This is a genomic window from Cupriavidus sp. 01T418, assembly GCF_056398885.1.
The window spans coordinates 177,699-202,208 of the sequence record NZ_JBFTQG010000005.1; the positions used below are offsets into that span (position 1 = coordinate 177,699).

General features: G+C 65.9%; 21 protein-coding genes. 8 read left to right on the forward strand and 13 right to left on the reverse strand.

Translation table 11 applies throughout. The features are described 5' to 3' along the window. Positions 1–70: 70 nt before the first annotated feature. Positions 71–1,513: a coniferyl aldehyde dehydrogenase gene (locus AC1DQ3_RS08255; protein ID WP_477119690.1), complete on the reverse strand. Its 1,443-nt coding sequence runs from the start codon at positions 1,511–1,513 to the stop codon at positions 71–73. A 210-nt stretch (positions 1,514–1,723) separates the two neighbouring features. Between AC1DQ3_RS08255 and AC1DQ3_RS08260 the strand changes: the two genes are divergently transcribed. From AC1DQ3_RS08260 to AC1DQ3_RS08270, 3 genes are all read left to right on the forward strand, one after another. Beyond that, positions 1,724–3,085 carry a spinster family MFS transporter gene (locus tag AC1DQ3_RS08260; protein ID WP_477119691.1) on the forward strand — a complete coding sequence of 454 codons (1,362 nt, stop codon included), beginning with the start codon at positions 1,724–1,726 and terminating at the stop codon, positions 3,083–3,085. A gap of 1 nt (position 3,086) precedes the next feature. Next, complete coding sequence (locus AC1DQ3_RS08265) at positions 3,087–3,992, forward strand: SDR family NAD(P)-dependent oxidoreductase (protein ID WP_477119692.1); 906 nt, start codon at positions 3,087–3,089, stop codon at positions 3,990–3,992. A 168-nt stretch (positions 3,993–4,160) separates the two neighbouring features. Continuing rightward, the gene (locus AC1DQ3_RS08270; RefSeq protein ID WP_477119693.1) at positions 4,161–5,279 is read left to right on the forward strand and encodes an aromatic ring-hydroxylating dioxygenase subunit alpha; all 1,119 of its coding nucleotides are present in this window, start codon (positions 4,161–4,163) and stop codon (positions 5,277–5,279) included. A gap of 36 nt (positions 5,280–5,315) precedes the next feature. On the opposite strand, the gene AC1DQ3_RS08275 is transcribed toward AC1DQ3_RS08270, so the two are convergent. Together AC1DQ3_RS08275 and AC1DQ3_RS08280 are read right to left on the reverse strand one after the other, a co-directional pair. Beyond that, positions 5,316–6,440, reverse strand: a complete 1,125-nt coding sequence (locus AC1DQ3_RS08275) for a helix-turn-helix transcriptional regulator (RefSeq protein ID WP_477119694.1) — start codon at positions 6,438–6,440, stop codon at positions 5,316–5,318. Positions 6,441–6,664: 224 nt separating this feature from the next. After that, on the reverse strand, positions 6,665–7,381 hold the full coding sequence (locus tag AC1DQ3_RS08280) for a CerR family C-terminal domain-containing protein (RefSeq protein ID WP_477119695.1): 717 nt from the start codon (positions 7,379–7,381) through the stop codon (positions 6,665–6,667). A 105-nt stretch (positions 7,382–7,486) separates the two neighbouring features. Between AC1DQ3_RS08280 and AC1DQ3_RS08285 the strand changes: the two genes are divergently transcribed. Both AC1DQ3_RS08285 and AC1DQ3_RS08290 read left to right on the forward strand, forming a co-directional pair. Then, positions 7,487–8,638, forward strand: coding sequence for an HlyD family secretion protein (locus AC1DQ3_RS08285; protein ID WP_477119696.1), 1,152 nt, complete (start codon positions 7,487–7,489; stop codon positions 8,636–8,638). Beyond that, positions 8,631–10,208, forward strand: coding sequence for an MDR family MFS transporter (locus AC1DQ3_RS08290; protein WP_477119697.1), 1,578 nt, complete (start codon positions 8,631–8,633; stop codon positions 10,206–10,208). Before AC1DQ3_RS08285 ends, AC1DQ3_RS08290 begins: the two co-directional genes overlap by 8 nt. A gap of 104 nt (positions 10,209–10,312) precedes the next feature. On the opposite strand, the gene AC1DQ3_RS08295 is transcribed toward AC1DQ3_RS08290, so the two are convergent. After that, positions 10,313–10,912 (reverse strand): mobile mystery protein B, encoded by a 600-nt coding sequence (locus AC1DQ3_RS08295; protein WP_477119698.1) that lies wholly within the window; start codon positions 10,910–10,912, stop codon positions 10,313–10,315. After that, positions 10,900–11,349, reverse strand: a complete 450-nt coding sequence (locus AC1DQ3_RS08300) for a mobile mystery protein A (RefSeq protein WP_477119699.1) — start codon at positions 11,347–11,349, stop codon at positions 10,900–10,902. The genes AC1DQ3_RS08295 and AC1DQ3_RS08300 overlap by 13 nt, the downstream gene beginning before the upstream one ends. Positions 11,350–11,928: 579 nt before the next feature. Between AC1DQ3_RS08300 and AC1DQ3_RS08305 the strand changes: the two genes are divergently transcribed. Beyond that, entirely contained in the window at positions 11,929–12,276 is a 348-nt protein-coding gene (locus tag AC1DQ3_RS08305; protein ID WP_477119700.1) for an FKBP-type peptidyl-prolyl cis-trans isomerase, read from the forward strand. Positions 12,277–12,367: 91 nt separating this feature from the next. Here AC1DQ3_RS08305 and AC1DQ3_RS08310 read toward each other — a convergent pair whose 3' ends face one another. The 8 genes from AC1DQ3_RS08310 to AC1DQ3_RS08345 all read right to left on the reverse strand — a co-directional run bounded on the left by AC1DQ3_RS08310 (position 12,368) and on the right by AC1DQ3_RS08345 (position 21,313). Then, positions 12,368–13,531: a xanthine dehydrogenase family Fe-S subunit gene (locus AC1DQ3_RS08310; RefSeq protein ID WP_477119701.1), complete on the reverse strand. Its 1,164-nt coding sequence runs from the start codon at positions 13,529–13,531 to the stop codon at positions 12,368–12,370. An 8-nt stretch (positions 13,532–13,539) separates the two neighbouring features. Further along, positions 13,540–14,367, reverse strand: a complete 828-nt coding sequence (locus AC1DQ3_RS08315; RefSeq protein WP_477119702.1) for an FAD binding domain-containing protein — start codon at positions 14,365–14,367, stop codon at positions 13,540–13,542. A 6-nt stretch (positions 14,368–14,373) separates the two neighbouring features. Beyond that, entirely contained in the window at positions 14,374–16,785 is a 2,412-nt protein-coding gene (locus tag AC1DQ3_RS08320) for a xanthine dehydrogenase family protein molybdopterin-binding subunit (protein WP_477119703.1), read from the reverse strand. Between the two features lie 217 nt (positions 16,786–17,002). Continuing rightward, entirely contained in the window at positions 17,003–17,632 is a 630-nt protein-coding gene (locus AC1DQ3_RS08325; RefSeq protein WP_477119704.1) for an N-carbamoylsarcosine amidohydrolase, read from the reverse strand. Beyond that, positions 17,629–18,675 (reverse strand): 2,5-dihydroxypyridine 5,6-dioxygenase NicX family protein, encoded by a 1,047-nt coding sequence (locus AC1DQ3_RS08330; protein WP_477119705.1) that lies wholly within the window; start codon positions 18,673–18,675, stop codon positions 17,629–17,631. Before AC1DQ3_RS08330 ends, AC1DQ3_RS08325 begins: the two co-directional genes overlap by 4 nt. A gap of 23 nt (positions 18,676–18,698) precedes the next feature. Beyond that, positions 18,699–19,550: an alpha/beta fold hydrolase gene (locus AC1DQ3_RS08335; protein ID WP_477119706.1), complete on the reverse strand. Its 852-nt coding sequence runs from the start codon at positions 19,548–19,550 to the stop codon at positions 18,699–18,701. Between the two features lie 24 nt (positions 19,551–19,574). After that, entirely contained in the window at positions 19,575–20,327 is a 753-nt protein-coding gene (locus tag AC1DQ3_RS08340) for a maleate cis-trans isomerase family protein (RefSeq protein ID WP_477119707.1), read from the reverse strand. 23 nt (positions 20,328–20,350) lie between these two features. Further along, positions 20,351–21,313 carry an amidohydrolase family protein gene (locus AC1DQ3_RS08345; protein WP_477119708.1) on the reverse strand — a complete coding sequence of 321 codons (963 nt, stop codon included), beginning with the start codon at positions 21,311–21,313 and terminating at the stop codon, positions 20,351–20,353. A 291-nt stretch (positions 21,314–21,604) separates the two neighbouring features. On the opposite strand from AC1DQ3_RS08345, the gene AC1DQ3_RS08350 reads away from it, so the two are divergent. After that, on the forward strand, positions 21,605–23,209 hold the full coding sequence (locus tag AC1DQ3_RS08350; protein WP_477119709.1) for an MFS transporter: 1,605 nt from the start codon (positions 21,605–21,607) through the stop codon (positions 23,207–23,209). Positions 23,210–23,270: 61 nt separating this feature from the next. Continuing rightward, a complete protein-coding gene (locus tag AC1DQ3_RS08355) occupies positions 23,271–24,488 on the forward strand; it encodes an ABC transporter substrate-binding protein (RefSeq protein WP_477119710.1) in 1,218 nt (405 codons plus the stop codon). Positions 24,489–24,510: the final 22 nt, after the last annotated feature.

Genomic DNA, 24,510 nt, shown 5'->3' on the forward strand with positions numbered 1-24,510 from the left:
CCGCCGCGGCGGCAACACCCGCAAACGGACGAGGCAGGGGCAGGTTTTGTTCAGCGCGGACTAGCCCTGCTCACGGCGTGACGGCGCCGCGCACCATTTCCACGAACTGCGGCCGGTATGGTGGCAGCATGCCCCACTCGCGGCGAGGGTCGTGGTCGCCCGCCTTGTACACCGCGCGCGCATGGCTGAAGGCCAGGAAGCCCTCGCGGCCATGGTAGTGCCCGATGCCCGAGGCGCCGACACCGCCGAACGGCGCATCGTGCAGCGCGGGATGCATGGCTACGTCGTTGATGGAGACGCCGCCCGACAAGGTATGGTCGAGCACCCAGTCCTGCTCCGCAGCGTCGGTACCGAAGTAGTAGAGCGCGAGCGGGCGCGCACCGGCATTGATGGCCGTCACCGCCTCGGCGATCTCGCGGTAGGCGTGCACGACCATGGCCGGCCCGAAGATTTCATGCTGTGCGATCGCGCTCTCCGGCGGCGGATTGACCGCTACCCGCAACGGCAGCCGCCGCTCTCCTGCGCCGGCCCGCGCGCCGGCGCCGAGTGATTCGATTCGCACGCCGCGTGCTGCCGCATCGGCCAGGTAGCCCTCGATCCGCTCCAGATGGCGCTGGTTGACCACGGCCACCACGTCGCCATTGCCGGCCTCGGTGGGAAAGAGACCCTGCCAGACCGCACGGGCTTGCGCCAGGAATTCCTCCAGCCGCTCATGCGGCACCCACACCACATCCGGCGCCACGCACAGTTGCCCGCCGTTCAGGCTCTTGCCCACCACGATGCGCTCCGCGGCATTGGCGATGCCGGCGCTACGCCCGATGAGCACCGGCGATTTTCCGCCCAGTTCGAGCGTCACCGGCACCAGGTTGGCGGCGGCAGCTTTCATGACTTCCTTGCCGATCGCGGTGGATCCGGTAAAGACCAGGTGATCCCACGGCAGCGCGCTGAATGCGGCCGCCACTTCGGGGCCGCCGGTCACGACGGCCAGCTCCTCCGGCGTAAAGAATTCCGCCACGGCGCGCGCCACGGCCGCGGCGGTGCGCGGTGTGATCTCGGAAGGCTTGAGCACGGCGCGGTTGCCGGCTGCCAGCACGCAGGCCAGCGGTGAAAACAGCGTGAACAGCGGCGCATTCCAGGTGCCGATGATGCCCACCACGCCCTTGGGCTGGTAACGCACCCAAGCGGTGGCCCCAAAGCCGTCGAACGGCGCAACCGCGGCACGCGGCTGGTCGTCCAGCCAGGCTTGCAGGTGATCGCGCGCATGCTTGAGCGAACCGAGCGAGCCCAGGATGTCATTGCCGAGCGAGAACACCGCGGGCCGCCCGCCGAAATCCTCGTCCATGGCCTGGCACAGCGCGTCGCTATGGCTGACCAGCATGTCGATCACGCGCTGCAGCCTGGCCTTGCGCGTTGCTGCGCTGACCGGCCCGGCCACGACGAAGGCCTCGCGCTGGGCAACCAGCGCGAGGCTGGCGGCACTGATCGTCCCTGGTTCGGGGGTGTGGCTCGGCATGCTGGTTGTCTCCTCTGTCAATCGGTTTGGCCGGATCGCATCCGGCGGGGGCTTCCCTTGACGCCACGGGGTGAAGTGTCATGGAACACCGGAGCTAACGTAACGCCGGACGGCGTCATGCTCCTCGTCCAAAGGGACGATGCCGCGACCCCGGCGAGCGGCAAGGATTGTCCGCCAGGACGCTCTTCCACCCAACCCGGAATACTCCCAATGCGCAATCCCCACGAACCGGCTGTGACGGCACGCACGCATCTCAGCCTCGCGCTGCTGGCGCTCGTCTACGTCTTTTCCTATATCGACCGCCAGGCGATTGCCGTGCTGATAGAACCGATCAAGCACGAGTTCGGGTTATCCGATACGGCCATCGGCATGCTCACCGGACTCGCTTTCGGCTTGCTGTACGCGGGGCTGGGGGTGCCCATCGGCAGGCTGGCCGACCGCGGCGTGCGGCGCAACGTGGTTGGCGTATGCGCGATCCTGTGGAGCGTGGCCACCGTGGCGTGCGGGCTCGCGGGGCAATTCTGGGTCCTGCTGCTGGCACGCATGGGCGTGGCAATCGGCGAGGCGGGCGGCATGGCGCCTTCGATCTCGCTGGTCTCCGACCTGTACCCGCGCAAGCACCGCTCGCTGGCAATCAGCCTGTTCATGATGGGCCCGAATGTCGGGGTGCTGGTCGGGCTGGCAGTGGGCGCATGGATCGCCCAGCAATACGGCTGGCGCGCCACATTCCTCTGGTTTGGCCTGCCCGGCGTCGTGCTGGGCGCGCTGGTGCTGTGCCTGGTCCGCGAGCCGAAACGGGGCGGCTTCGACGCATTGCCGGGCGGCACCACCGCACCCGCCCGCCCGCTCTGGCAGCAACTGCGGCACCTGTGGGCCATCCCGGCGCTGCGTTACCTGTGCCTGGCTTGCGGCGTCGCCGGGGTTTCCAGCTATGGCTACGGCGTGTGGGTGCCCAGCTTCCTGGTGCGCATCCATGGCATGTCCCTGGCACAGGCCGGCCTGTTGTTCGGTGTCACCAGCGGCATCGGCTCGATGGCCGGCGCCATGTTCAGCGGCTGGCTGTGCGACCGGCTGGTACGGCGCGACAGCCGCTGGCAGCTGGCGCTGCCGATGGTCGGCGTGGCACTGGCCATCCCCGCGGCGCTCGCCTTCCTGTTGTGGCCTGCTGCCGGCCACTGGCTGGCTGGCACGGTCAGGGTTCCGCATGCGCTGGTGTTTGCGTTCGCCTTTGGCTTCTTCGCAAGCTGGTTTCCCGCGCTGTCCTACGCCGCCACCAGCCAGATCGTGCCGGCACATGAGCGCAGCATCGCGGCTGCATTGCTGAATCTCTTCATCACATTGTTCGGCGTGGGGCTGGGCCCGCTGGTCACCGGCTTCCTCAGCGACGTTCTCAGCCCGCTGTACGGCCCGCAGGCGCTGCGCTACGCGCTGGTGGCGGCGATGAGCCTGCTGTGCCTGACCGTGATGCTGTACGGGCTTGCGCTGAATCCCTATCGCCGGCGCCTCGCGGTGCTGGCGATGCCCATCCCGCCTGAACCCGCCCTCCCTGTTTTCGCTGCTGCAAGGAGCTGACTTGACGCTGTCTTCCACTACTTTTCCCGCCACTTTTTCCGATCCTGCTCGCGCCGGGTCTTCCCCTGCTGCGGCACCGGTCGTGCTCGTGACCGGCGCCAGCCGCGGCATCGGCGCCGCCGCTGCGCAGGCCTTTGGCCGGGCCGGCTGGCGCGTAGCCATCAGCGCCCGCACCCAGAGCGCGGGCCAGGCCCACGCGCACCAGCTGCGGCGTCCCGACGGCACGCTGCTGGCGGGTAGTCTCGCCACCACCGAACAATCGCTGCGCGACTGCGGCGCGCAGGTGTTCTCGCATCCGATGGACCTGATGGATACCGCGTCGCTGGACCGCGCCGCCGATGCCGTGCTCGCGCACTACGGCCGCATTGACCTGCTGATCAACAACGCGGTCTATCAGGATCGCGAAATGAATGGCCTGCTGCTCGACACCGACGATGCGGCGCTCGAGCGGACCCTGCTCGGCAATGTGATCGCGCCCTTCCGCCTGACCCGCAGGCTGCTGCCCGCCATGCTGGCCCAGGGCCGCGGGACCGTCATCAATGTCTGCTCCGGCGCCGGCAAGAAGGATCCGCCCGTGCCGGCCGACCAGGGCGGCTGGGGCTTCCCCTATGGCGCATCCAAGGCGGCACTGGCGCGCCTGGCGGGATGCCTGAACCGTGAGCACGGTGGCCAGGGCATCCTTGCCTTCAGCGTCAACCCCGGCGTGGTCACCACCGAGGCAGTCACCGCCACGCTGGGCGACGGCGGCTGGCTGGAGCGGCGCGTCGGCGCCATGAAGCCGGCCGCGATCGCAGCTGCGCTGCTATGGCTGGCCACCGACGCGCGCGCAGCGGCACTGGCGGCCTCGCCGGACATGATCGACCTGCAGGACCTGGCGCGCGCATACGGACTCGCCGGAAACGACTGAGCGTCCTGGCCGCGGGCGCAGCGCGCGCGTGCGAGGCACGGGCTATCGTCCGAACGAGGTATGCGGGAGTGGCTGGCGCGGCGAAAAATAGGTCCGGCGCCGAGCCGTGCCGGACCGCATCCATCCTTCATGGCGGCGGCATGGCTCCCCATCGATCCAGGAGACCTCATGGCAACCACAAAAGACTATCGACTTGGTGATTTCACCTTCCCGCGCGGCTGGTTCATGATCGCCGACGCCGCCGAACTGGACACCCACAAGCCGCTGGCGGTGCGCTTCTTCGGCAAGGACTTTGCGCTGTACCGCGGCCGCGCCACCGGCCGCGTTGTCTTGCTCGACGCGTACTGCCCGCATATGAAGACCCACCTGGCAGCGCCCAACAATACCTCCTATGTGGTCATCGACGGGGGTGGCAGCAACGTGGAAGGCGATGGCATCCGCTGCCCCTACCATGCCTGGCGCTTCGGCCCTGACGGCAAGTGCGACGACATCCCCTATCACCAGGGCGCGATTCCGGCGGCCGCATGCGTCAAGTCGTGGACGGTCGTTGAAAGCCTCGGTGCGATCTGGGTCTGGCACGATCCGGAAGGCGGCGAGCCGGAATGGGAACACCCTTCGCTGCCGCAGTGGGACGATCCGTCCTGGGTGCGCTGGAAATTCGATCATCTGGGCGAGCTGCGGCAGCACCCGCAAGAGGTCATCGACAATATCTGCGACAACGGCCACCTGGGTCCGATCCACGGCTCGACCGTGCAACGGTATGAAAACGAACTGCGCGGACATATCGCCACCCAGCGGCAATGCGGGCCGCACCGCACGCTGGTGGGGGCGGACGGCGTCAGCCCGATCCTGCACACGGTCACGTCCTACCATGGCCCTGGCGTCCTGCTGTCGGAACTGACCGGACTCTATGACTCGGTCCTGCTGATCACGCACACGCCGGTCGACGACGGCGTGATCAAGGTCTGGCACGCCGTGCTGGTCAAGTCGCCGGGCAATAACGCGGTGGCGACCGTGCCGGATTCCGTCGCCGCGCGCCAGTTCCAGGAGGCCAGCCGTCTCGCCTTCATGCAGGACTTCGAGGTCTGGACCAACAAGGCGCCGTGCCTGAACGGCATGTTCCTGCCCAGCGACGGACCCTTTATGAAGGCACGCCAGTGGTACAAGCAGTTCTACAATCCGCGCGCGCGCCGGCGGGAATTCCTCGATGAGTGCGAAGGGGTGTATGTGCCGCGCGGCGCGGTAGCCTATTCGGATCCGCGGCGCGGCCCTGCCCAGGGCGAGTGATCGGTCATGACGCCGGGCGCATGGCGCGCCCGGCGCCTATTCGGCCTGCAGCCGCGAACCGAGCAGCACCGCGCTGTTGAGGAACATGCGCACCAGTTCAGTCTGCCGGCGCACGCCGGTCTTGGAAAAGATCGAACGCAGATGGGCGCGGGCCGTGTTGCGGCGGATATTGAGCGCTTCCGCCGCTTCCTCCAGCGTATTGCCATTGGCCAGCTGGATCGCGAGGGACGTCTCCGCCGGCGTCAGGTCGAACAGTTGCTGCGCCAGGCGCAGCGGCGGTTGCGATGCCTCTTCCGGGTCGCGCACGAAGACGGCGATCGTAGGCCGCCGCTTGCCTTCGGCCCATTCATCCGGCGACAACGCACGCACGACCAGGCTCCAGCTGGCCTTGCCCGAGGGCCGGCTGATCGACATGGCTTCGACCACCCCAAGCCTGGCGGGCGCGCGCAGCATTTCCCGCACCATGCGCTGCAGCTTGTGGTTATCGTTGGGGTAGCTGGAGGTCAGTTGATTGCCGGTGATCTTGAGCCCATCCGCCTGCTCCAGCATGCCCTTGGCGATCCGGTTCACGTCGAGCACGAGGCCGGCCTCGTCGAGCACCAGCACGCCCACCATCATCTGGGCCATGGCCTGACTGTAGAGCGAACCGATCTGGCGGTCCTGGTGCACCCGCTGATAGACGTTAAGCGCGCGCTTCAGATGCGACACCAGGCGCTCGCATAACTGGCGGTCGCTGGCGGAGAAAGCGGGGGCATGCTCGGGGCGCGTCAGGCGAAACCCGTACACCGATTGATCCTCCGCGGCAAAATCCACCGCCATCACGTGGAAGACTTTGTGCGGCGCGCACCAGTCGGCGTAGTAGGCCGAGGCCCGCCACTCCGCCTCGGTCAGGAGGTCGCCGATGGTCGCCACTTTGTCCAGCGGCAGGCCGGTGAACGGACTGAGGGCCGGGTAGGGATGGTGATTGGCGACATTGCGGCGGTCGTCCGCTCCCGAGTAGATCAGGCCGGTCGCCCCTGCCTTGCCGGCGCGCACGATCAGGGAAACATAGTTGGCGGAGAACGCGCTGCAGATTTCCTCGAAGCACCGGGGCCATCGCTCAGGCGCAACGGCAGCGTCATAAATCAGGCCCAGCAAAGCGCTGAACCGATCGATCGTCATCGCCGGCGTCTGGCCGGCATCACATGCTGCCTCCACAACTGTCCCCACCTGTCTATTGATTTATGCATTGCATCTTACTGCAGGCGATGGACTTTTTGATACAGCGCGGACATGGGCATTGCCCTTAGCTCAAACGGACGATGACGCGCTGCCGGCCATGTAAAACACGGCGTCTGAAGGACTGGCGACGCACAATGCCGGCCTCTGCGATTGCCGCCGGCAGCTTAGCGGCTGCGCCTGGCCGGAGCGCGCTGCGCGACCAGTCCCTCGAGCAGGATGCGGGTCTGGTTCTGGATCACTTCGTGCACGCGCTCAGTTTCACGCATGCCGAATGTCTCCCAGCCCAGTGCGGCGACCACATGCCGCCGCATCAGCTTGAGGGCGCTGATCTGGCTGTCGATCACGATGGTTCGGATGCGGGTCTCCTCATCCGTGGCGGGGCGCCCTGTCAGGCGGCCGATGATCGATGAGGTGAGCGCGAAGACGCGGCGATTGATGCCTGTATCGATGCGCTCGAATGCCATCGCCGGTCCCTGCCCGGCGCGTTCGCGGGCCATCAGCTGGCGCCAGTGGTCGTCATCGGGCCGTTCGTAGAGGAAGGAGGCAAAACGCGCCTGCAGCGCCAGATAGGCGTCCACCAGCTCTGCATCCGTGGCATCCGCCCGGGCCACCACACCCTCCGCCGCACCCACCGCGTCTTCCAGGACGGCCCAGACGCGCTCGACGAAACAGTCGATACACGCCAGGTACACGCCCTCCTTGTTGTCGAAGTAATACTGCAACGCCGGCGCGTTGACCCCGGCCTCGCGCGCGATGTCACGGGTCGAAGCACCGTCAAAGCCATGCGCGCCGAACAGTCGCAGGGCCGCCTCGACGATGCGGGCGCGAGTCTCCTCGCCACGCTGGTAGCCACCTTCGGCAGCAGGCCTGTGTCGCGCCATGTTGCTTTCCCCCATTTATTGAGCCAGGCAAAAATATATCACTTGACACATTTTTTCCAATTGGAATATTTTATCGATGTTATCCCTGACCGAGCTTGCGCCCCCATGCCCCCCCACATCAACGCCGCGTCCGCTGCCGATGCCGCGACAAGCTTCCCGGCAAGCCCGGGATCCGTCTCCCACGCGGCACGCCTGCGCACGATTCTTGTCGCCGCCGGCGCCCTGGTGCTGCTTGGCGCGCTGGCGCTGGGCCTGCGCTGGTGGCAAGTCGGCCGCTTTATCGAGACCACCGATGATGCCTACCTGCAGACCGACAGTGTGAACGTGGCGCCCAAGGTCAGCGGCTATGTCGCCGAAGTCCTCGTGCAGGACAACCAGGAGGTCACGGCGGGCCAGCCGCTGGTGCGGCTCGACAGCCGTCAGTACCAGGCCGCCTGTGACGAGGCGCAAGCCAATGTGGCGTCCCGCCAGGCCGACGTGGCGCGTGCCGATGCCGACCTCGCGCAACAGAAGGCACGGATCGCCCAGGCCTCGGCGGAAGCGGAAGGCGCGCGTGCCAACATGCGCCATGCTGCGTCCCAGGTGGATCGCTACGCGCCGCTGGTCCGGTCCGGTGCCGAGAGCGAGGAGCGCGTCGCCGACCTGCGCAATGCCAGTATCCGCGCCCACACCGCGCTGACTGCCAATGAAGCCGCGCTGCGCGTCGAGCAGGCCCAGGTCGTCACCCTGCAGACGCGCCTGCAGCAGGCCCGCGCTCAGCTCGAGCTGGCGCAGGCCAGCGCGGTCAAGGCAAGGCTTGACCTGGAAGACACCGCGGTCCGCGCCACCACGGCGGGCCGCGTGGCCGACCGCAGCGTGCGCGTTGGCCAACTCGCGCAGACAGGGACGCGATTGCTCACCGTGGTGCCGGTGCAGGTCCTGTATCTCGTCGCCAATTTCAAGGAGACACAGGTAGGCCGCATGCGTCCGGGCCAGCCGGTGGTGATGCATGTCGATGCCCTGCCCGGCCACACGCTGAGCGGCGTCGTGGAAAGCCTCTGTCCAGGGACGGGTTCGCAGTTCGCACTGCTGCCTGCCCAGAATGCCACCGGCAACTTCACCAAGATCGTCCAGCGCGTGCCTGTGCGAATCCGCGTCGATATCGTCCCGGAAGCCAGGACCGTGCTGATCCCGGGGTTGTCGGTCGTGGTGGATGTCGACACACGTGAGCTGAAGCCGGTCAGCGCGCAAGCCCACTCCGGAGCCCACCGTGGCTGACGCCAACCCGGTGCATGGCAGGCCAGTCAATGCGGGCACGAGCGACTGGATCGCGGTGGCCGCCGGCTCGCTCGGGGCGTTGCTGGCCACGCTCGACATTTCCATCACCAACTCGGCCCTGCCGCAGATCCAGGGCGCGATCAACGCGGCAGGAACCGAAGGTACATGGGTGTCTACCGGCTACCTGATGGCCGAAATCGTCATCATCCCCCTCACCGCGTGGCTGACGCGCGTGTTCGGGTTGCGCCGCTTCCTGATGTGGAACGCGCTGCTGTTCACCGGGTTTTCCCTTGCGTGCGCGATGTCGCACTCGCTGATGGCCATGGTGATCGGCCGCATCGGACAGGGCCTCACCGGCGGCGCGATGATCCCGACGGCACAGACCATCGTGCGCACCCGGCTGCCACGGCATCAGATGCCGCTCGGCATGACGATGTTCGGCCTGATCGTGCTGGTCGGACCGCTGCTCGGCCCTGTCCTCGGCGGCTGGCTCGCTGAGAATGTCAACTGGCGCTGGTGCTTCTTCCTGAATGTTCCGATCACCGCCGTGCTGGTGCCGCTGCTGTATTTCGGCCTCAGGCCGGAGCGCGCCGACCTGGCGGCTCTCGCGAAGGCGGACTGGCTTGGCATCGCCGGCCTGTCCATCGGGCTCAGTTCGCTGACCATCGTGCTGGAGGAAGGGCAACGCGAACACTGGCTCGAATCGCCGTTGATCGTATACCTCCTGGCGCTGGCGCTGCTCGGCATTGGCCTGGTCTTGCTTGGGCAACGCACGGCCAGTACACCAATCGTGCGGCTGCGCCTGTTGATGAACAAAACCTATGCCAGTGTGATCCTGATCGTCTCGACGGTCGGCGCAGGCTTGTACGGAGTGTCGTACCTGCTGCCGCAGTTCCTCGCCACCATTGCGGGCTACAACGCCGCGCAGGCGGGCGGCATCATGCTGCTGTCCGGCCTGCCTGCGTTCCTGCTGATGCCCGTTCTTCCCTACCTGCTTGGCAAGTGCGACGGGCGCTGGCTGGTAATCAGCGGACTGCTCTGTTTCTTTGGCAGCTGCATGCTGGACATCCAGCTGACCGCCAACAGCGCAGGGCATGACTTCACCGTCTCACAGTTGCTGCGCGGCGTCGGCCAGTTGCTGGCGATGATGCCGCTGAACCAGGCCTCGATGGCGGCCGTCGCCACGGAGGAAGCTGGCGATGCGGCGGGCCTCTACAACATGGCGCGCAACCTGGGAGGCTCGGTTGGCCTCGCGCTTCTGGGGATCCTGATCGAACGTCGCAATGCGTACCATGATGCCGTCATCCGCGAATCGGTCACGGCCAACAGCGCGATCGGGCAGGACCATATGGCGTCGACCATTGCCGGCTTCATGGCGCAGGGCGCCGACCACGCGCATGCCAGCCTGCAGGCAGTCATGCAGCTTAGCCGGGAGATCGCACGCCAGGCTGCCGTGATGACATTCTCCGATACCTTTTTCGTACTGGGCGTGGCCCTGCTCTGCTGCGTGCCCCTGGCCCTGCTGCTCAAGCCGGCCCGTACGGGCGCACCCGTTTCCTTCGAGCATTGACCATGGGAGGCCTGCGCTGCCAAACCCCAGTTTGAGGTTGGGCGGAAATCCAGGCGATTAATTGCATTTTTATCATCGAGGGAAGTCTCGGCCAGGCCTGGCCGTCAGGACCGAACGAATGCCAGCAAGGGCGCGATGGCTTTTGCATCGGCCGCTTGAAGGGCGCTGATATAGGCTGCACGTGTGGCGGACTGGTTCGTCAGATTGGCACCGCTGCCCCACGAAAAAACTTGCCCGCCCTGACTGCGTAGGAACATGTCGGAAAAGAGCCGCGCATGCCGTCCATTTCCATTTGGGAAAGGGTGGATCAACGCCAACCGGTGGTGCAATCGTGCTGCAATCTCGTCCAGTCCGAAAGTTTCGAACTCTAGCTGAGCTTTCACATCCTCGAGCAGGTTGTGCAAGCTCACCGCGATCCGTTCCGGCGCAACCCCGATCGACTTCTCTGTCGTACGAAATGTCGCCGCCCACCTCCACGTCTTGTTAAACATGTGTCGGTGCAGCTTGCGGACATAGTCTTCCGACAGGACATTGCTCCCTTTGTGGGGGCGTCCCAGAGCCCAACCCTGACCTGCGCGGATGTTCTCTGCCTCCCACTCGTTAAGTTGGCTTTGCAACGTAATATGTGCCGGAATCAGACCAGCTACCTCATCCGGATCGGTCGGCGTCGCACCGGGTGCATGGACGCTGCCTATCGCTCCCACAACCTGCTCCAGCGCCCCGCAAGCGCGTTCTCTATTTCCGTCTGCGTCATTTTTTTGGCGCGCTCCGATGACGGGGTCTGATCTTCCAGACTCATCGTGTGCATCACACTACTGACAGCCTTTTTCGCAATATAGCCTGCGCGCTGCTCGACCAGTTCCGTGAGGGGCCGACGCGGAACGAGTACATAGTGCAGTTCACAGTCCAAGGCTTCGGCAGCCCGCCTCAGACTCTGCAGGGTAATGCGGTCGTTCGCCTCCGATTTTTCGAGCGCGACGGCCGTGCTTTGCCCGACACCCAGTCTCTCAGCGAGCTGGCGGGTTGTCATACCCAAGGTCGTTCGGATCGCGTGTATCCATCCAGTGCGGGGACGATGCGGAACATGCGCGACCTTCAGCGTCGCGCTGAGCTGCTCCAGTTGTAGTCTTTTGAAGTCCATGTGAACGATTGAGCCCGCTAAATGTTCCCACCGATGATCTACTATGATAGATCAAATGGTCAACTGCCGATCGACTAACATCGATCTATACAAGAATCGGTGATCTATCATAATGCATCATAGGGCATACCGTTGAGCCAGTATAGTCGATCATTTTTTCTCGTTGTGAACGATTTTAAGCGATCAGGCGCCTAGGGCTTTGAACACCTATGAGCATTCAAGATGCGCTGTATGTGCCCGTCAGGACAGAGCGCAAAGCTGTTCCATCCCCTGGCGTCACATCTGCGCACCGCCAAAAGACGAATCACAGACGGACCGCTTTTGTTCCTCGCCCCGACGCTCACTCCGGAAAGCTACAATGAGGCGCGATCAGACGGCACGAAATGATGAAGCCAGACATCAAGCGATGCGAGGGGTATGGCAGTTCGAGAAGACCCATGTTGCCTTCTGCGCCGGCGGTAGGGATGCTGCTTGCGGCCGGCGCGGACCCGACTTGCCGGACGGGCATTGACTGTAAAACCTCGCGCGAGATGGCCAAGACCCTGGGGTTCTTCGAGATTCCACGGCTGCTGGCCGCCCATGAAGCGAGGCGACTGCGGCGGTATCACATTCGACGACTTGAATGTGGGCCAGGGTGACATGGCCCGGCGCGGATCGGTAGTCGAGCTGCGCTACAGCCTCTGGCTCAACCATGGTGAACAGGTGCAGGAGAATCAGCCATGCAGATTCCAGCTCGGCGAGCGCCGTGTCATTGCTGCGCTTGAGTATGGCGTGGAGGGCATGCGTGTGGGCGGTGAGAGGCGCGTCCGGGCCGGCCCGCAGCTAGCCTACGGGGCGCTCGGCGTCCCAGGCGTGATTCCGGCCGATGCCTTGATCGAGCTACGGATTGTCCTGCTCGCTGTTGCGGATTCCGCCCCCAAGGCCTGATTACGTCCTTTCCCTTCAGGGTCAGTGCGGCGGGGAGGCAGGGATGCCGCAATGGGATGCGGCCGCCACCCCATATCCCTGCCCCGGGGCCTTAATTCCGCCCACCCCCAAACACCCGCTTCACCCGCTCCCAGAGCACGCCCAGCATCATCGACACCGGATTCATCTGCGTGACCTGGCTGCGTTCACTCTCCGAGAGCGATGGGTCCATCTTGCGCGTCACGTTCTTGCCGAAATCGGCCATCATGCGACGGACAAAATCGCGCACCAGCCCGGAGCGGGAGAACTGCGCCAGCGGGCCTTGCAGGGAATACTGCAAGTCGATCAGCACTTCGGTCTCGCCCGCCGATACCGCCTGAAGCACGTAGGTGATATCGCCCGCAGCCTTGGAGTTGCTCAGCGAGTCCTGGCCCGCGCCCTTGAGCACGCCACGCCGGTTCTGGTCGTCCCGTTCCAGCCGCGCCGCGCCGTTGAAGCGCGCCGCCATCGGCCCGAATTTGATCGCGACGTGGCCCTTGACGCGGTCGCCGTCCTGCTCGGTCAGCGCGGCACCCGGCAGGCAACTGGCCACCGCGGGCAGGTCGGCCATGAAGCGCCAGACGTCATCGACCGGAAACGGCACCTTGAAGCCGCCATCGATGCGCGACCAGCCTTTCTTGTCGGCGCTGCGCTCGGTCTCCTCCGTGGCCGCAGCAACGGCTTGCGCCTGGCCGGTGCTATCGGCGGCAGGCGTGAAGCAGACGAACGGGCGCGGCGCCGGCGCGGTTGCCTGCGCGGTGCCGCCGCCTTGCGGCCGCCGTTGTTCCAGCACCGAGCGGATCGCGGCCACGATGCCCATATAGCCGGTGCAGCGGCAGAGGTTGCCGGAAAGTTCGTGGCGGATGGTGGCTTCGTCGGCATCCGGCAGCCGCAGCACGATGTCGCGCGCGGTGGCGAGCATGCCGGGCGTGCAATAGCCGCATTGCAGCGCGTGGTGCTTGTTGAACGCGGCGCGCAACGCGAACATCACGGGATCCTCATCATAGCCTTCGATGGTCACCACCTTGCTGCCGGCGCAGGCGCTGGCGAACGTGATGCAGGAGCGTACGGGCTTGTCGTCGACCAGCACGGTGCAGGCACCGCAAACGCCGTGTTCGCAACCAAGGTGGGTGCCAGTCAGGCCCTGCCCGTCCCGCAGGAAATCTCCCAGGTGCGTGCGGTGCGCGCAGGGACCGGCGGCGGCGCGGCCATTGATCGTCAGTGCGATGGTTTCCACTGCGGCCCTCAGTTAAAAAGTTGTTCGATGCAGCGCGTGGCGGCGGTGCAATAGAGTTTGCGGTCGATCGCATCCTTGCCGGGCGTGGCTTGCGTCACGGCTGCCAGGACGGCTTGCGGAGTGAGCGCGGCGGGGCCGCCCGCCGCAATGCCGCTGGCCAGGCCGTGCAGCAGCGCCGGTGCGCCGTCGAGCGCGCCCAGCACGATGTGCGCGAAGCGCGCGGACGGATCGAAGTAGGCGGCGCAGCTTGCCTCGGCGAACTCTCCCGTCTTGCGGCAGAGCTTGTGGTAGCCCCAGCGCACGGCGTCGTTGTGGCGCGGCACATGGACGGCCGCGATCACTTCGCCCTCCGTCAGCGCAGTGGTATAGGCGCCCAGCATGAACTGCGTCATGGGTACCCGGCGCGTGCCGGCCTTCGACGCGAGTTCAATCTCGGCGCCGACAGCGGTCAGCGCCACCACCCAGTCCGCCGCGGGATCGGCATGCGCCAGGCTGCCGCCGATGGTGCCGCGGTTGCGGATGGCGCGGTAGGCGATGCCGTGGGCCACGGACTGCAGCATGGTGCCGCGCAACGCCGGGAACTCGCCGTCCTCGATCTGCGCGTGGGTGACGGCGGCGCCGATGCGCACGCGGTCCTGCCCCACACTGACCGTGCGCAGCTCGGCCAGCTTGGACAAATCGTAGACGGCATCGGGCCGCGTCAGGCGCAGGTTGAGCATGGGGCCCAGCGACTGGCCGCCGCCCATGACCTTGGCGTTGTCGGTGCGTTCCGCCAGCGCGGCGCAGGTCGCGGCCAGCGTGGGCGCCGCGTGATAGATGAATGCAGCTGCTTTCATGATGGTTCAGGCCGCCTCTCTGGTTTGCGTGGTCTGCGGCTCGCTTCGCGCTTGTTCTGCGCGGGCCAGTGCTTCGAGCACCTTGCGCGGCGTAAGGGGAGTCTCGAGCAACTCCACGCCGAACTGCGCCAGCGCATCGTTGACGGCGTTGAAGATGGCGGCCGGGGGCGCGATGGCGCCACCCTCGCCCATGCCCTTGGCGCCGAACTCGGTGTGCGGCGACGGCGTCTCGAAATGGTGGATGCGGATCGCGGGAATCTCGGTGGGCCTCGGCAGCATGTAGTCGGCCAGCGTGGAGGCCAGCGGCTGGCCGTTGCCGTCGTAGCGCATTTCCTCGAACATGGCGGTGCCGATGCCCTGCGCAACGCCGCCGTAGGTCTGCCCTTCCACCACCATGGGATTGACCATGGTGCCGCAGTCTTCCACCACCACGTAGTCGAGGATCTCGACGTGGCCGGAATCGGTGTCCACTTCCACCAGCGCGGCGTGGGTGGAGTACGTGAAGCTGCCGGTATCCACATTGGGCTTGTAGCCCATCGTGGTTTCCAGTCCCGCGGGATCCACATCGGCGGGCAGTTTCTGCGGATTGATATACCAGGCGTTGGCGATGTCGGCGATGGGCACGGCGGCGTCACCCGCTTTCACCGCCCCTGCTTCCAGCGCCGCCCCGCCCTCCGGGCGCTGCAGCATATGCGCGCCGATCTTCAGCAGGCGCGGCACCAGCGCCTTGCAGGCGCGCGACACCGCGCCGCCGGACATCACCAGCGAGCGCGAGGCGTAGGTGCCGGTGGAGAACGGCGTCACGCCGGTGTCGCCATGCACCACCTTGATCCGCGCCACGTCGATGCCGAGGATCTCGTGCGCGATCTGGGCGAAGGTGGTCTCCATGCCCTGGCCATGCGAGTGCACGCCCACGCGCACCTCAAGCCCGCCGTCCGGCGTGATGCGCACGGTGGCGGAATCGAAGCCGGGAATCACTGGCGTGCCCCAGGCGGCAAACACCGAGGTGCCATGCGCCGATTGCTCCGTGTAAGTGCCGAAGCCCACGCCAAGGTAGCGCGATTCCGCCGAGGCATCGCCGTGCCGTTCACGCTGCTGCGCGCGGATGCGCGCCAGCCCGATCATCTCCGCTGCCTTGCGCACGCTGGCGGGATAGTCGCCGCCGTCGAAATGCTTGTTGGTGACGTTGACGTAGGGCATGGCCTCGGGTTGCACCAGGTTCTCGCAGCGGATCTCCCACGGCTCGCGCCTGACAGCGCGCGCCAGCGCGTCGATCAGCAGTTCCATGGCGAAGCACACGCCGGTGCGCGCCACGCCACGGTATGGCACGAAGCCGGGCTTGTTGGTGGCGACGCATTCGGTGATGCAGCGGTAGCCGTCGAAGGCATACGGCCCGGGCAGGTTGCCGATCGCCTGGCCCGGCTCAAGGCCGATGGTGAAGGGCCACACGGAATAGGCGCCGCCATCGATGGCGATCTTTGCGTCGAGGGCCAGCAGCCGGCCGCGCGCGTCGGCGTAGGCCGTGACCTCGTAATGGTGCTCGCGCGAGTTGGCACCCGCGGTCAGGTGCTCGCGACGGTCCTCGATAAAGCGGAACGGCTTGCGGTACGTCATGGCGAGCCACGCGATGCACAGCTCCTCCTGCTGCAGCACGCACTTGTAGCCGAAGGCGCCGCCCACGTCGGGCGAGATCACGCGGACCTTCTCCTGCTCCAGGCCCAGGCAGTGGCTCAGCACCGTGCGGATCATGTGCGGCACCTGGGTGGCGCTGTAGACGATCAGCTGGTCGAACTGGTGATCCCAGTAGGCCAGCACGGCCTTTCCTTCCATCGGCACCATGCACTGGCGAGCCAGGTCGATCTTGCGGGTGACCACCACCGCGGCGGTCCTGCTGAGCGCGTCGAAATTCTTGTCGGCGGCAAGTGTGAGGAAGTGGTTATCCTTCCAGTGCTCATGGACACGCGTGGTGCCGCTGGCCTGCCTGGCGCCGTCCACGTCGGTGAGCGCGGGCAGTTCGTCCAGGTCCGCGACGATGCGCTCGGCAATGTCCTCGGCCTGCGCGCGGGTCGGCGCGAAGGCCATGGCAATCGGCTCGCCGACAAAGCGGACCTTGCCGCTGGCCAGCGGCGGCTGCGCCGAGGGCTGGTAAGAGGGAAAGGCCGAGTCCGCCACGATGTCGAGCGCGCCATGCATGTCGCCGCGCCCGATTACCGCGTGCTCCAGCCCTTCGGGTTTGTGCAGCGCCAGCAGCCGCGCATGCGCCATGGGGCTGCGCAGGAAGGCAACCTCCTGCAGGCCCGGCATGGCGATGTCGGCCACGAAGCGGCCCTTGCCATGCAGGTGGCGCGCGTCTTCCTTGCGCGCCACGCGGGCGCCTACGCCCTGGCCGCCTTCCTTCTCGATGTGGTCTTTGTCCATACATTTCTCCAGTCCGGGCTTGCCGCTGTCCGAGACTGCCTTGGGGGTTCGTGGATCGCGGTCATCTCGGCAACCGGCTGGTCGATAAGCCATTTCCATGCACTTGCATGCCGCACATATTCGGTGCACCGAACCTGTCGCCAGATTGGCGAAAGGTCCGGCAACGGTCAATTGGGGCTTTAGCCAATACAGTGCGTGATGCGGCGCGCGAGCGCGCTCAGAGACGCCTCAATGCCGCGAGTGCCTGCTCGCGGGGCATCACGGCGGCGTATTTCTGCTCCATGTCGAACAGGTTGGCCTCGTGCGGCTGGATCGCGCGGTCGCCCACGCAGTCCGAGACCACCAGCGGGCGGAAGCCGTGCGACATGGCATCGACCACGCTGGCGCGCACGCAGCCGCTGGTGACCGCACCGGCCACCACCAGCGTGCGCACGCCGCGCTGYGTCAACCAGGCCGCCAGCGAGGTACCGAAAAAAGCAGACGGCACGGTCTTGCGCACCACCAGCTCGCCCTCGCCCGGCGCAAGCTGCGGCACAATCGCGCTGGCCGGCCCGTGCTCCTTCAGCGTCAGCATGCCGGGCACCTTCAGCGTGAAAATGTTGTGGTCGCCGTCGTCGTCGGCAAACACGATGCGGCTGTGCGCCACGGCCCAGCCTTGCCCGCGGGCTGCTGCCAGCAGCGGCACGGTGTTGGCAATGGCCTGCGCGATATTGCCGCCGCCGAACATCGCCGGATCGGCGAAACCGTTGACGAAATCGACGATCAGCAGGCCCACGGGGGCTTGCAGCGGCAGCGGCGTGCCGAAGCCCTGGCGCTCGTAAGTGGGGAGTTCAGTATGTCTCGTCATTGGCTGCTCCAACCGTCCAGTACCTTGCCTTGCCTGACCACGTCCTCGCCATCCAGGCGCACCGTGCAGTTGCGCAGCGGGATATCGATATGACAGGCGGTGGTGCGGCTGCCACCCGCTTCGTTGTTGGGGCCGAGCGAGAACAGGAAATTGCCCTCGTAGGCGCGCGCGTCCATGCCGATGGAGGCTTCGCGGTCGTACAGGCCCAGCGTCGACCAGCGTGCGCGCGGCTGCAGGCCCCAGCCGATATGCGAGATGGCATAGGCTTCCGGGTCCTTGAAGGAGGCCATGTAGTCGTTCAGCAGCTCGGCATCCAGCCCGCCTTCGATGCGCGTGGCATAGCCGTTTTCCACCGTCAGCTCGACGCGGTCCGCCACGTAGCCCTTCTGCGGCAGCAGGATGTCGCCGCGGTCCAGCACGATGCGCCCGCTGGCGCCGCCTTCGTTCGGCCACGTCAGGACGAAGCCGCTGGGCCAGTGGTCCCAGCGTCCCGGCTCGTCGACGAAACCGTACTCGCTGATGGCGGGAAACTCGCCGAGCGGGCAACGCAGGTCGGTGCCCGCAGCGGATGTCACATGCATTTCCCTGGCCCGCGACAGCCGCGCGTTGGCGCTTGTCACGCGCTCGCGGTCGGCTTCGGTCGGCACCATGCGCACCAGGACTTCCGGCGGCTCCACCGCCAGCAGGATCCTGGTACCGGTTTTCAGGATGTCGTGCTGTTCGGGCGAGAACAGCAAGGTCATCAGGTCCAGCACCAGGTCGCTCTCCTTGAGCGCAGCGATGGCGGCGCGGTTGCCGGTAAGCGCCGTGGTGCCGAGGTAAGCCAGCGGGTCGCGGCTCAGGGCCTTGTCGCCATTGACGGGCGGCAGGTCCAGGCGGTTGACGATGGCACCCATCGCCTGCGTGGCGACCAGCGCGCACGACAGCGTCTGCGGATGGGTGGCGGCGCTGGTGAGGATGGTGACGGTCTGCCCGGGCGCGAGGCGGGACAGCGTGAGGACCTGTTTCCAGGCCTGGATCAGGGCGTGATCGCTGACTGGCATGTTCTTTCCTGGTGAGCGGCGGCTCAGGCCGCAGCCTGTTGCCGTGGGCGTGGGACAACTTCAGCGCCGAGGAAGCCACCCAGCGCGCGATAGAAGCCGGCCTCGTCATCCCAGGGGATCATGTGGCCGGCGCCCGGCACGTGGCTGACTTCGGTCTGCGGCAACAGACCACGGATCTCGTCAATATCCTCGGGACGCACCACATCCCCGCGGCCGGCCACCATCAGCAAGGCCGGTACCGCGACATGCAGCAGGTCGGCATGCACGTCGTCGGAATGGAAGCCCTGGAAACTGGCCAGCACGGCGCGTTCGTCGCAGGTGTGCAGCCATTCGGCACGCAGGGCCAGTTGCGCGTCGGTCCAGGTGGGACAGAAGCGCCGCATGGTCTCGATATCCACGCCGTGCCGCGCCACCGCCATGGAATCCACATACCAGGCGAGTTGCGCGGGGTAGGCACGGCGGCCCGGGCCGGAGACCGGCGGATCGACCATGACCAGCCGCGCCAGCCCCGACGGCCGGCTGCGCGCGGCACGGATGCCAATGCGCGCGCCCATCGAATGTCCGACCACGCTGTAGCGTTGCAGGCCCAGGGCCTGCGCGAAGGCCAGCACATCGGCGGCCTGCGCATCCAGGCTGTAGTCCAGCGTATCCGACGCGCTGGACAAGCCGCGTCCGCGCACGTCCAGCACATAGGTGTCGAACTGCTCGCCCAGGCGCTCGCCGACGAAGCCCCAGGTGATGGCGGGGCTGGTGATGCCCGGCACCAGGATCACCGGTTCGCGCGTGGCGCGCGCACCGGCATTGCCGCCATAGCGCAGGTAGTGCTGCCGGATGCCGTTGGCGTAAACGTTGCCGCCGCAAACAAAGGTACTCATGTCATCGCTCCTTGGCCGGGGCGCTCAGTAAGCGCCGGACAGCAAAGCGCCGGCGCCGGGCACGACCGGCTCCAGGTCGAGCTGCTTGAGGATGGCGTAGGTGGTGGCGATGGCCGCGGTGATCACGGGCTTGCCGGTCATCGCTTCCACCTTGGCCACGGCCGGCAGCGAAGGCATCTGCACGCAGGCCGACAGCACGATGGCGTCGACGTCCCTGGTGTTCATCTGCGCGACGATGCCGGGCAGCCTGGCGGGATCATGACGGCCCACTTCGAGGTTGTCGGGGATTTCCAGCGCGCGCCAGTCCACCACTTCGAAGCCCTCGTTGCGGATGTAGTCCACCACCAGCTCCGTCAGCGGCTTCATATAGGGCGCGACCACGGCGATGCGCCTGGCGCCGATCACCTTGAGCGCATCGATCAGTGCCCCGGCGCTGGTGACCACCGGCGCGTCCGCGCCATTCGCGGCGGTATGGGCCTGCAGGCGTTTCTCCGAGACGCGGTGGTAGCCGTGGCCCATCGCCATGATCGCTACCAGGCAGGCGTAGCCCAGCACGTCGACGCGGGCGTCGCTGAGTTCAAGCGCGCAGCGGTCGGACTCGGCGTCCATCGCCGCCAGTTCCTCCTTGACCACCTTCTTCATGCGCATGCGGCTGGAGTGAAAGGTGAACCGCTCGGGCCGCACCTGCTGGCGCGCCAGCAGCATCGCGGGGATTTCGGTTTCCATCGTGGTGTTCGAGCTCGGCACGATCTGGCCGATCCGGAAGGTCTTTTGCACGGGGCGCTCCGTTATTTCGGGGTTCAAAGCTTGAGAATACGTTCGGCGTTGCCATGGCAGACGAGGCTTCGGGTCGCGTCGTCCATCGGTGCCTGCTCGATAAAGTCCGCGGCGATCGCGGTGGATTCGTAGGGATAGTCGACCGAGAACAGCACGGCCTCGGCGCCCATCTCGGCAATGGCGCCGCTCAGCGCGGCCGGCGAGCACACGCCGGAGGTGGTGATCACAATATTGCTGCCGATGTATTCGGAAGGCTTCTTCGCCAGCCTGATGCCGTGCGAGTACACAGCGAAACGGCTGTCGAAACGCCAGCGCTGGAACGGCAGTCCTTCGCCCATATGGCCAAGAATGATCTTGAGCCGGGGGAAGCGGTCGAACACGCCGCTGAATACAAGGCGCAGCGCATGGCTGGCCGTTTCCACGCCCCAGCCCCAGGCCGCGCCGCTGATCTCGGGATGCCCGGCGTACACATGCGGCATCACATAGGCGTCGGTCGGATGCAGGTACATCGGCACGTCCAGCTCCTGCATGCGCTCCCAGAACGCGTCGTATGCGGGGTCGTCGTAGTACATGCCCTGGGTGTGGCCGTTGACCAGCGCCCCCTTGAAGCCGAGCTGCTTCACCGCGCGCTCCAGTTCGTCCGCCGCCGTCACGGGATCGTGCATCGGCAGCGCGGCAAAGCCAGCGAAGCGGGTGGGATGGCGGGCCACTTGCGCGGCCAGGAAATCGTTGTTCTCGCGGGCGCGGCCGATGGCGGCGGCACGGTCCGTTTCGCCCTGCACGCCGGGACCGGTCTGCGAGAGCACGGTGAAATCGATGCCGGCACGGTCCATCTCGCCGATGCGGATGTCGTCGAAATCGGCGAGGCGCTTCGCGAGATCGGCCATCACCGCCGCATCGATATGCTGGAGATATCCCTTCGAATAGGCCTGGAAACCGGGGGCCATGAAGTGTTCCTCCAGGGCAATTTTCCGTATTCTCGTCATGCTGTGGCGACTCCTGATGTGGTGGGGGCGTGCTTCGAGACAGGCCATGAGACGGGGACGGCGAAGGTGCGTGCCGTTGTCCTTGCGAAGCCTTGCCCGTTTAATTGTTCAGTATGCTGAGCATTTTTAATATAGCAACGAGGTTGTGGAATGTCTAGCCGGAGTCAAAAGGGTTAACCCCCATAACACTTCCAAATTCTGCTCAGTACACTGATTGAAATTACTCAGCATACTGACAGTGTGGCGCACACACACGCACTAGCTGGGACGCCCCCAAGGAGAAATACGGCCATGACAATCAGCCTGACCAGTGACAGTGCCGCCGCGCGCAAGCAAGGCATGACAAGGGAAGAGCGCAAGGTGATCCTTGCGTCGTCTTTCGGGGCGCTGATGGAGTGGTACGACTTTTATATCTACGCGGCGCTCGCTGTCTACTTTGGTGCATTGTTCTTCCCGCCCGGCAACGAGACCACCGCTTTCCTGGCCAGCCTGGCCACCTTCGGCGCGGGCTTCCTGGTGCGCCCCATCGGCGCCTTGCTGTTCGGCCGGCTGGGCGACCTGATCGGCCGCAAGTACACTTTCCTGGTGACGATCCTGCTGATGGGAATCGCCACCGTGGGCGTCGGATTGCTGCCTACGTATGGCCAGATCGGCATCACGGCGACCATCCTGCTGGTGCTGTTGCGCCTGCTGCAAGGGCTGGCGCTGGGCGGCGAGGTGGGCGGCGCGGTGACCTACGTCGCCGAGCATTCGCCGGTCGAAAAGCGCGGCCTCTACACCAGTTCGCTGCAGACCACGGCCACCCTCGGCTTGCTCTCCTCGCTGCTGGTGGTGTACCTGCTCAAGACCTTCCTGAGCGAGGCGCAGTTTCGCGAATGGGGCTGGCGCCTGCCCTTCCTGGTGTCCTTCCTGATGCTGGTGGTATCGGTCTATATCCGCGGCAAGCTGCACGAGTCGCCGATCTTCGCGCGCATGAAGGCCGGCAACAACACGTCGAAATCGCCCATCCTGGACAGCTTCACGCACTGGGCCAACCTGAAATATGTGCTGCTGCTGTTCGTGGTGGCCGCGGGGCTCGGGGCCATCTTCGGGACCGGGCATTTCTACACGATGTTTTTCGTCAACAAGACGCTGCACGTGCCGCTGGAACTGGTGCATCTGCTGATCGGCATCGCGCTGGTGATCGCCACGCCCTGCTACCTGTTCTTCGGCTGGCTGTCCGACCGGATTGGCCGCAAGCACATCATGATGGCCGCCTGCCTGCTGGCCGCCCTCACCACGCAGCCCATCTTCAAGGCGCTGACGCATTACGCCAATCCGGCGCTCGAACAGTTCCAGCAGCGCAACACCGTGCAGCTGCGCGCCGGCGATTGCCACTTCCGCCTGTTTGCCGAGCCGGCATCCGCGTGCGACAAGGCCAAGGGCTACCTGACGGATCTCGGCGTGGGCTACGAATTCATCCAGGACGAGCGCCGCCCGCAGCCCGAACTGCGCATCGGCAACGCCACGCTGCAGGGTTTCGACAGCAAGGCAATCAAGCAGGCCCTGCTTGCCGCTGGCTGGCCCGAGCGCGCCGACCCGGCCGCCATCAACCGCCCGATGCTGTTCCTGATGCTGCTGATTCCCATCCTCTTCCTCGCCATGGTGTACGGCCCGCTGGCGGCGTTCATGGTGGAGTTGTTCCCGGCGCGCATCCGCTACACCTCGCTGTCCCTGCCCTTCCACCTTGGCGCCGGCTGGGTCGGCGGCATGCTGTCCTTCGTGGTGACGGCGATGAACGTATCCAGTGGCAGCGTCTACTTCGGCCTGTGGTATCCGGTCTCGATCGCCGCCTTCGCGTTTGTGATCGGCATGCTGTTCGTGCCCGAAACGCGGGGCCGCGACCTGGATGCCTGAGCCGGGCCGTGCCCCCTCTTCCTGCTTTCCGTTTTTCATCCACCCTGTCTGGAGCGCCCCAATGAAGTCTCTGCACAAAACCCAACGCATCGCCCTGGTGCCTGCCCTGATTGCCCTGATATATGGCACCGCCGCCCTGGCGGATGCCAGCGGTGTCAAGGTTGGCGTGATTACCGACATGTCCGGCTCCTACGCCGATCTCTCGGGCCGCGGCTCGGTGCTCGCAGCGCAGATGGCGGTGGAGGAATTCGGCGGCAAAGTGCTCGGCAAGCCGGTCACGGTGCTGTCGGGCGACCACCAGAACAAGGCGGATATCGCCTCGTCGCTGGCGCGCCGCTGGTTCGATACCGATGGCGTGGACATGGTGATCGACTTCCCCAACTCCTCCACCGCGCTGGCCGTACAGGAAATCGCCAGGCAAAAGCAGAAGATCAATATCGTCTCGACGGGCGGCGCCATGGCGCTGACCAACCAGAACTGCTCGCCCACCGGCTTCCACTGGGGCTGGGATACCTACTCGGTATCGGCGCCGCTGGTCAAGCGTCTGATCGCCGACGGCAAGAGCAGCTGGTACTACATCACCGTGGACTACGCATTCGGCCAGTCTCTGGAATCGGATTTCCGCAAAGAGGTGGATGCCAGCGGCGGCAAGAATGTCGGCAGCACCAAACACCCGCTCAATGCCAGCGACTTCAGCAGCCCCATCGTGGCGGCGTCCGCGTCCAAGGCCAAGGTGGTAGTGCTGGCCAACGCGGGCAATGACATGATCAACGGCGTCAAGGCGGCCGGCGAATTCGGCCTGATCAAAGGCGGCCAGACCGTGATTACGCCCTCGACCTTCATCACCGACCTGAAGAGCCTGGGGCCCAGCGTGGCGCAGGGTCTGACCTATGTGGACCCGTTCAAGCTGGATCTCGACGCCAGGTCGAAGGCCTTCGTCGAGCGCTTCTTCGCCAAGCAGAAGGCCTACCCGACGCATGGCCAGATCGGCGTCTACTCCGGCGTGCTGCATTACCTCAAGGCGATCGAGGCGGCCAAGACGGTGGATGGGCCGGCCGTGGCGGAAAAGATGCGCGCCCTGGTGGTCGACGATGACTTCGTGCATGGCGGCAAGGTGCGCGCGGATGGCCGGATGGTGCATGACATGTACCTGGCGCAGGCCAAGTCGCCGACGGAGTCGAAGGGCCCGTGGGATCTCGTCAAATACCTCGGCACCATTCCCGGCGACGCGGCGTTCCGCCCGCTGTCCGCAAGCGAATGCGCGCTCGTGAAGAAGTGAGGCGCGATGGCGACACGATGCA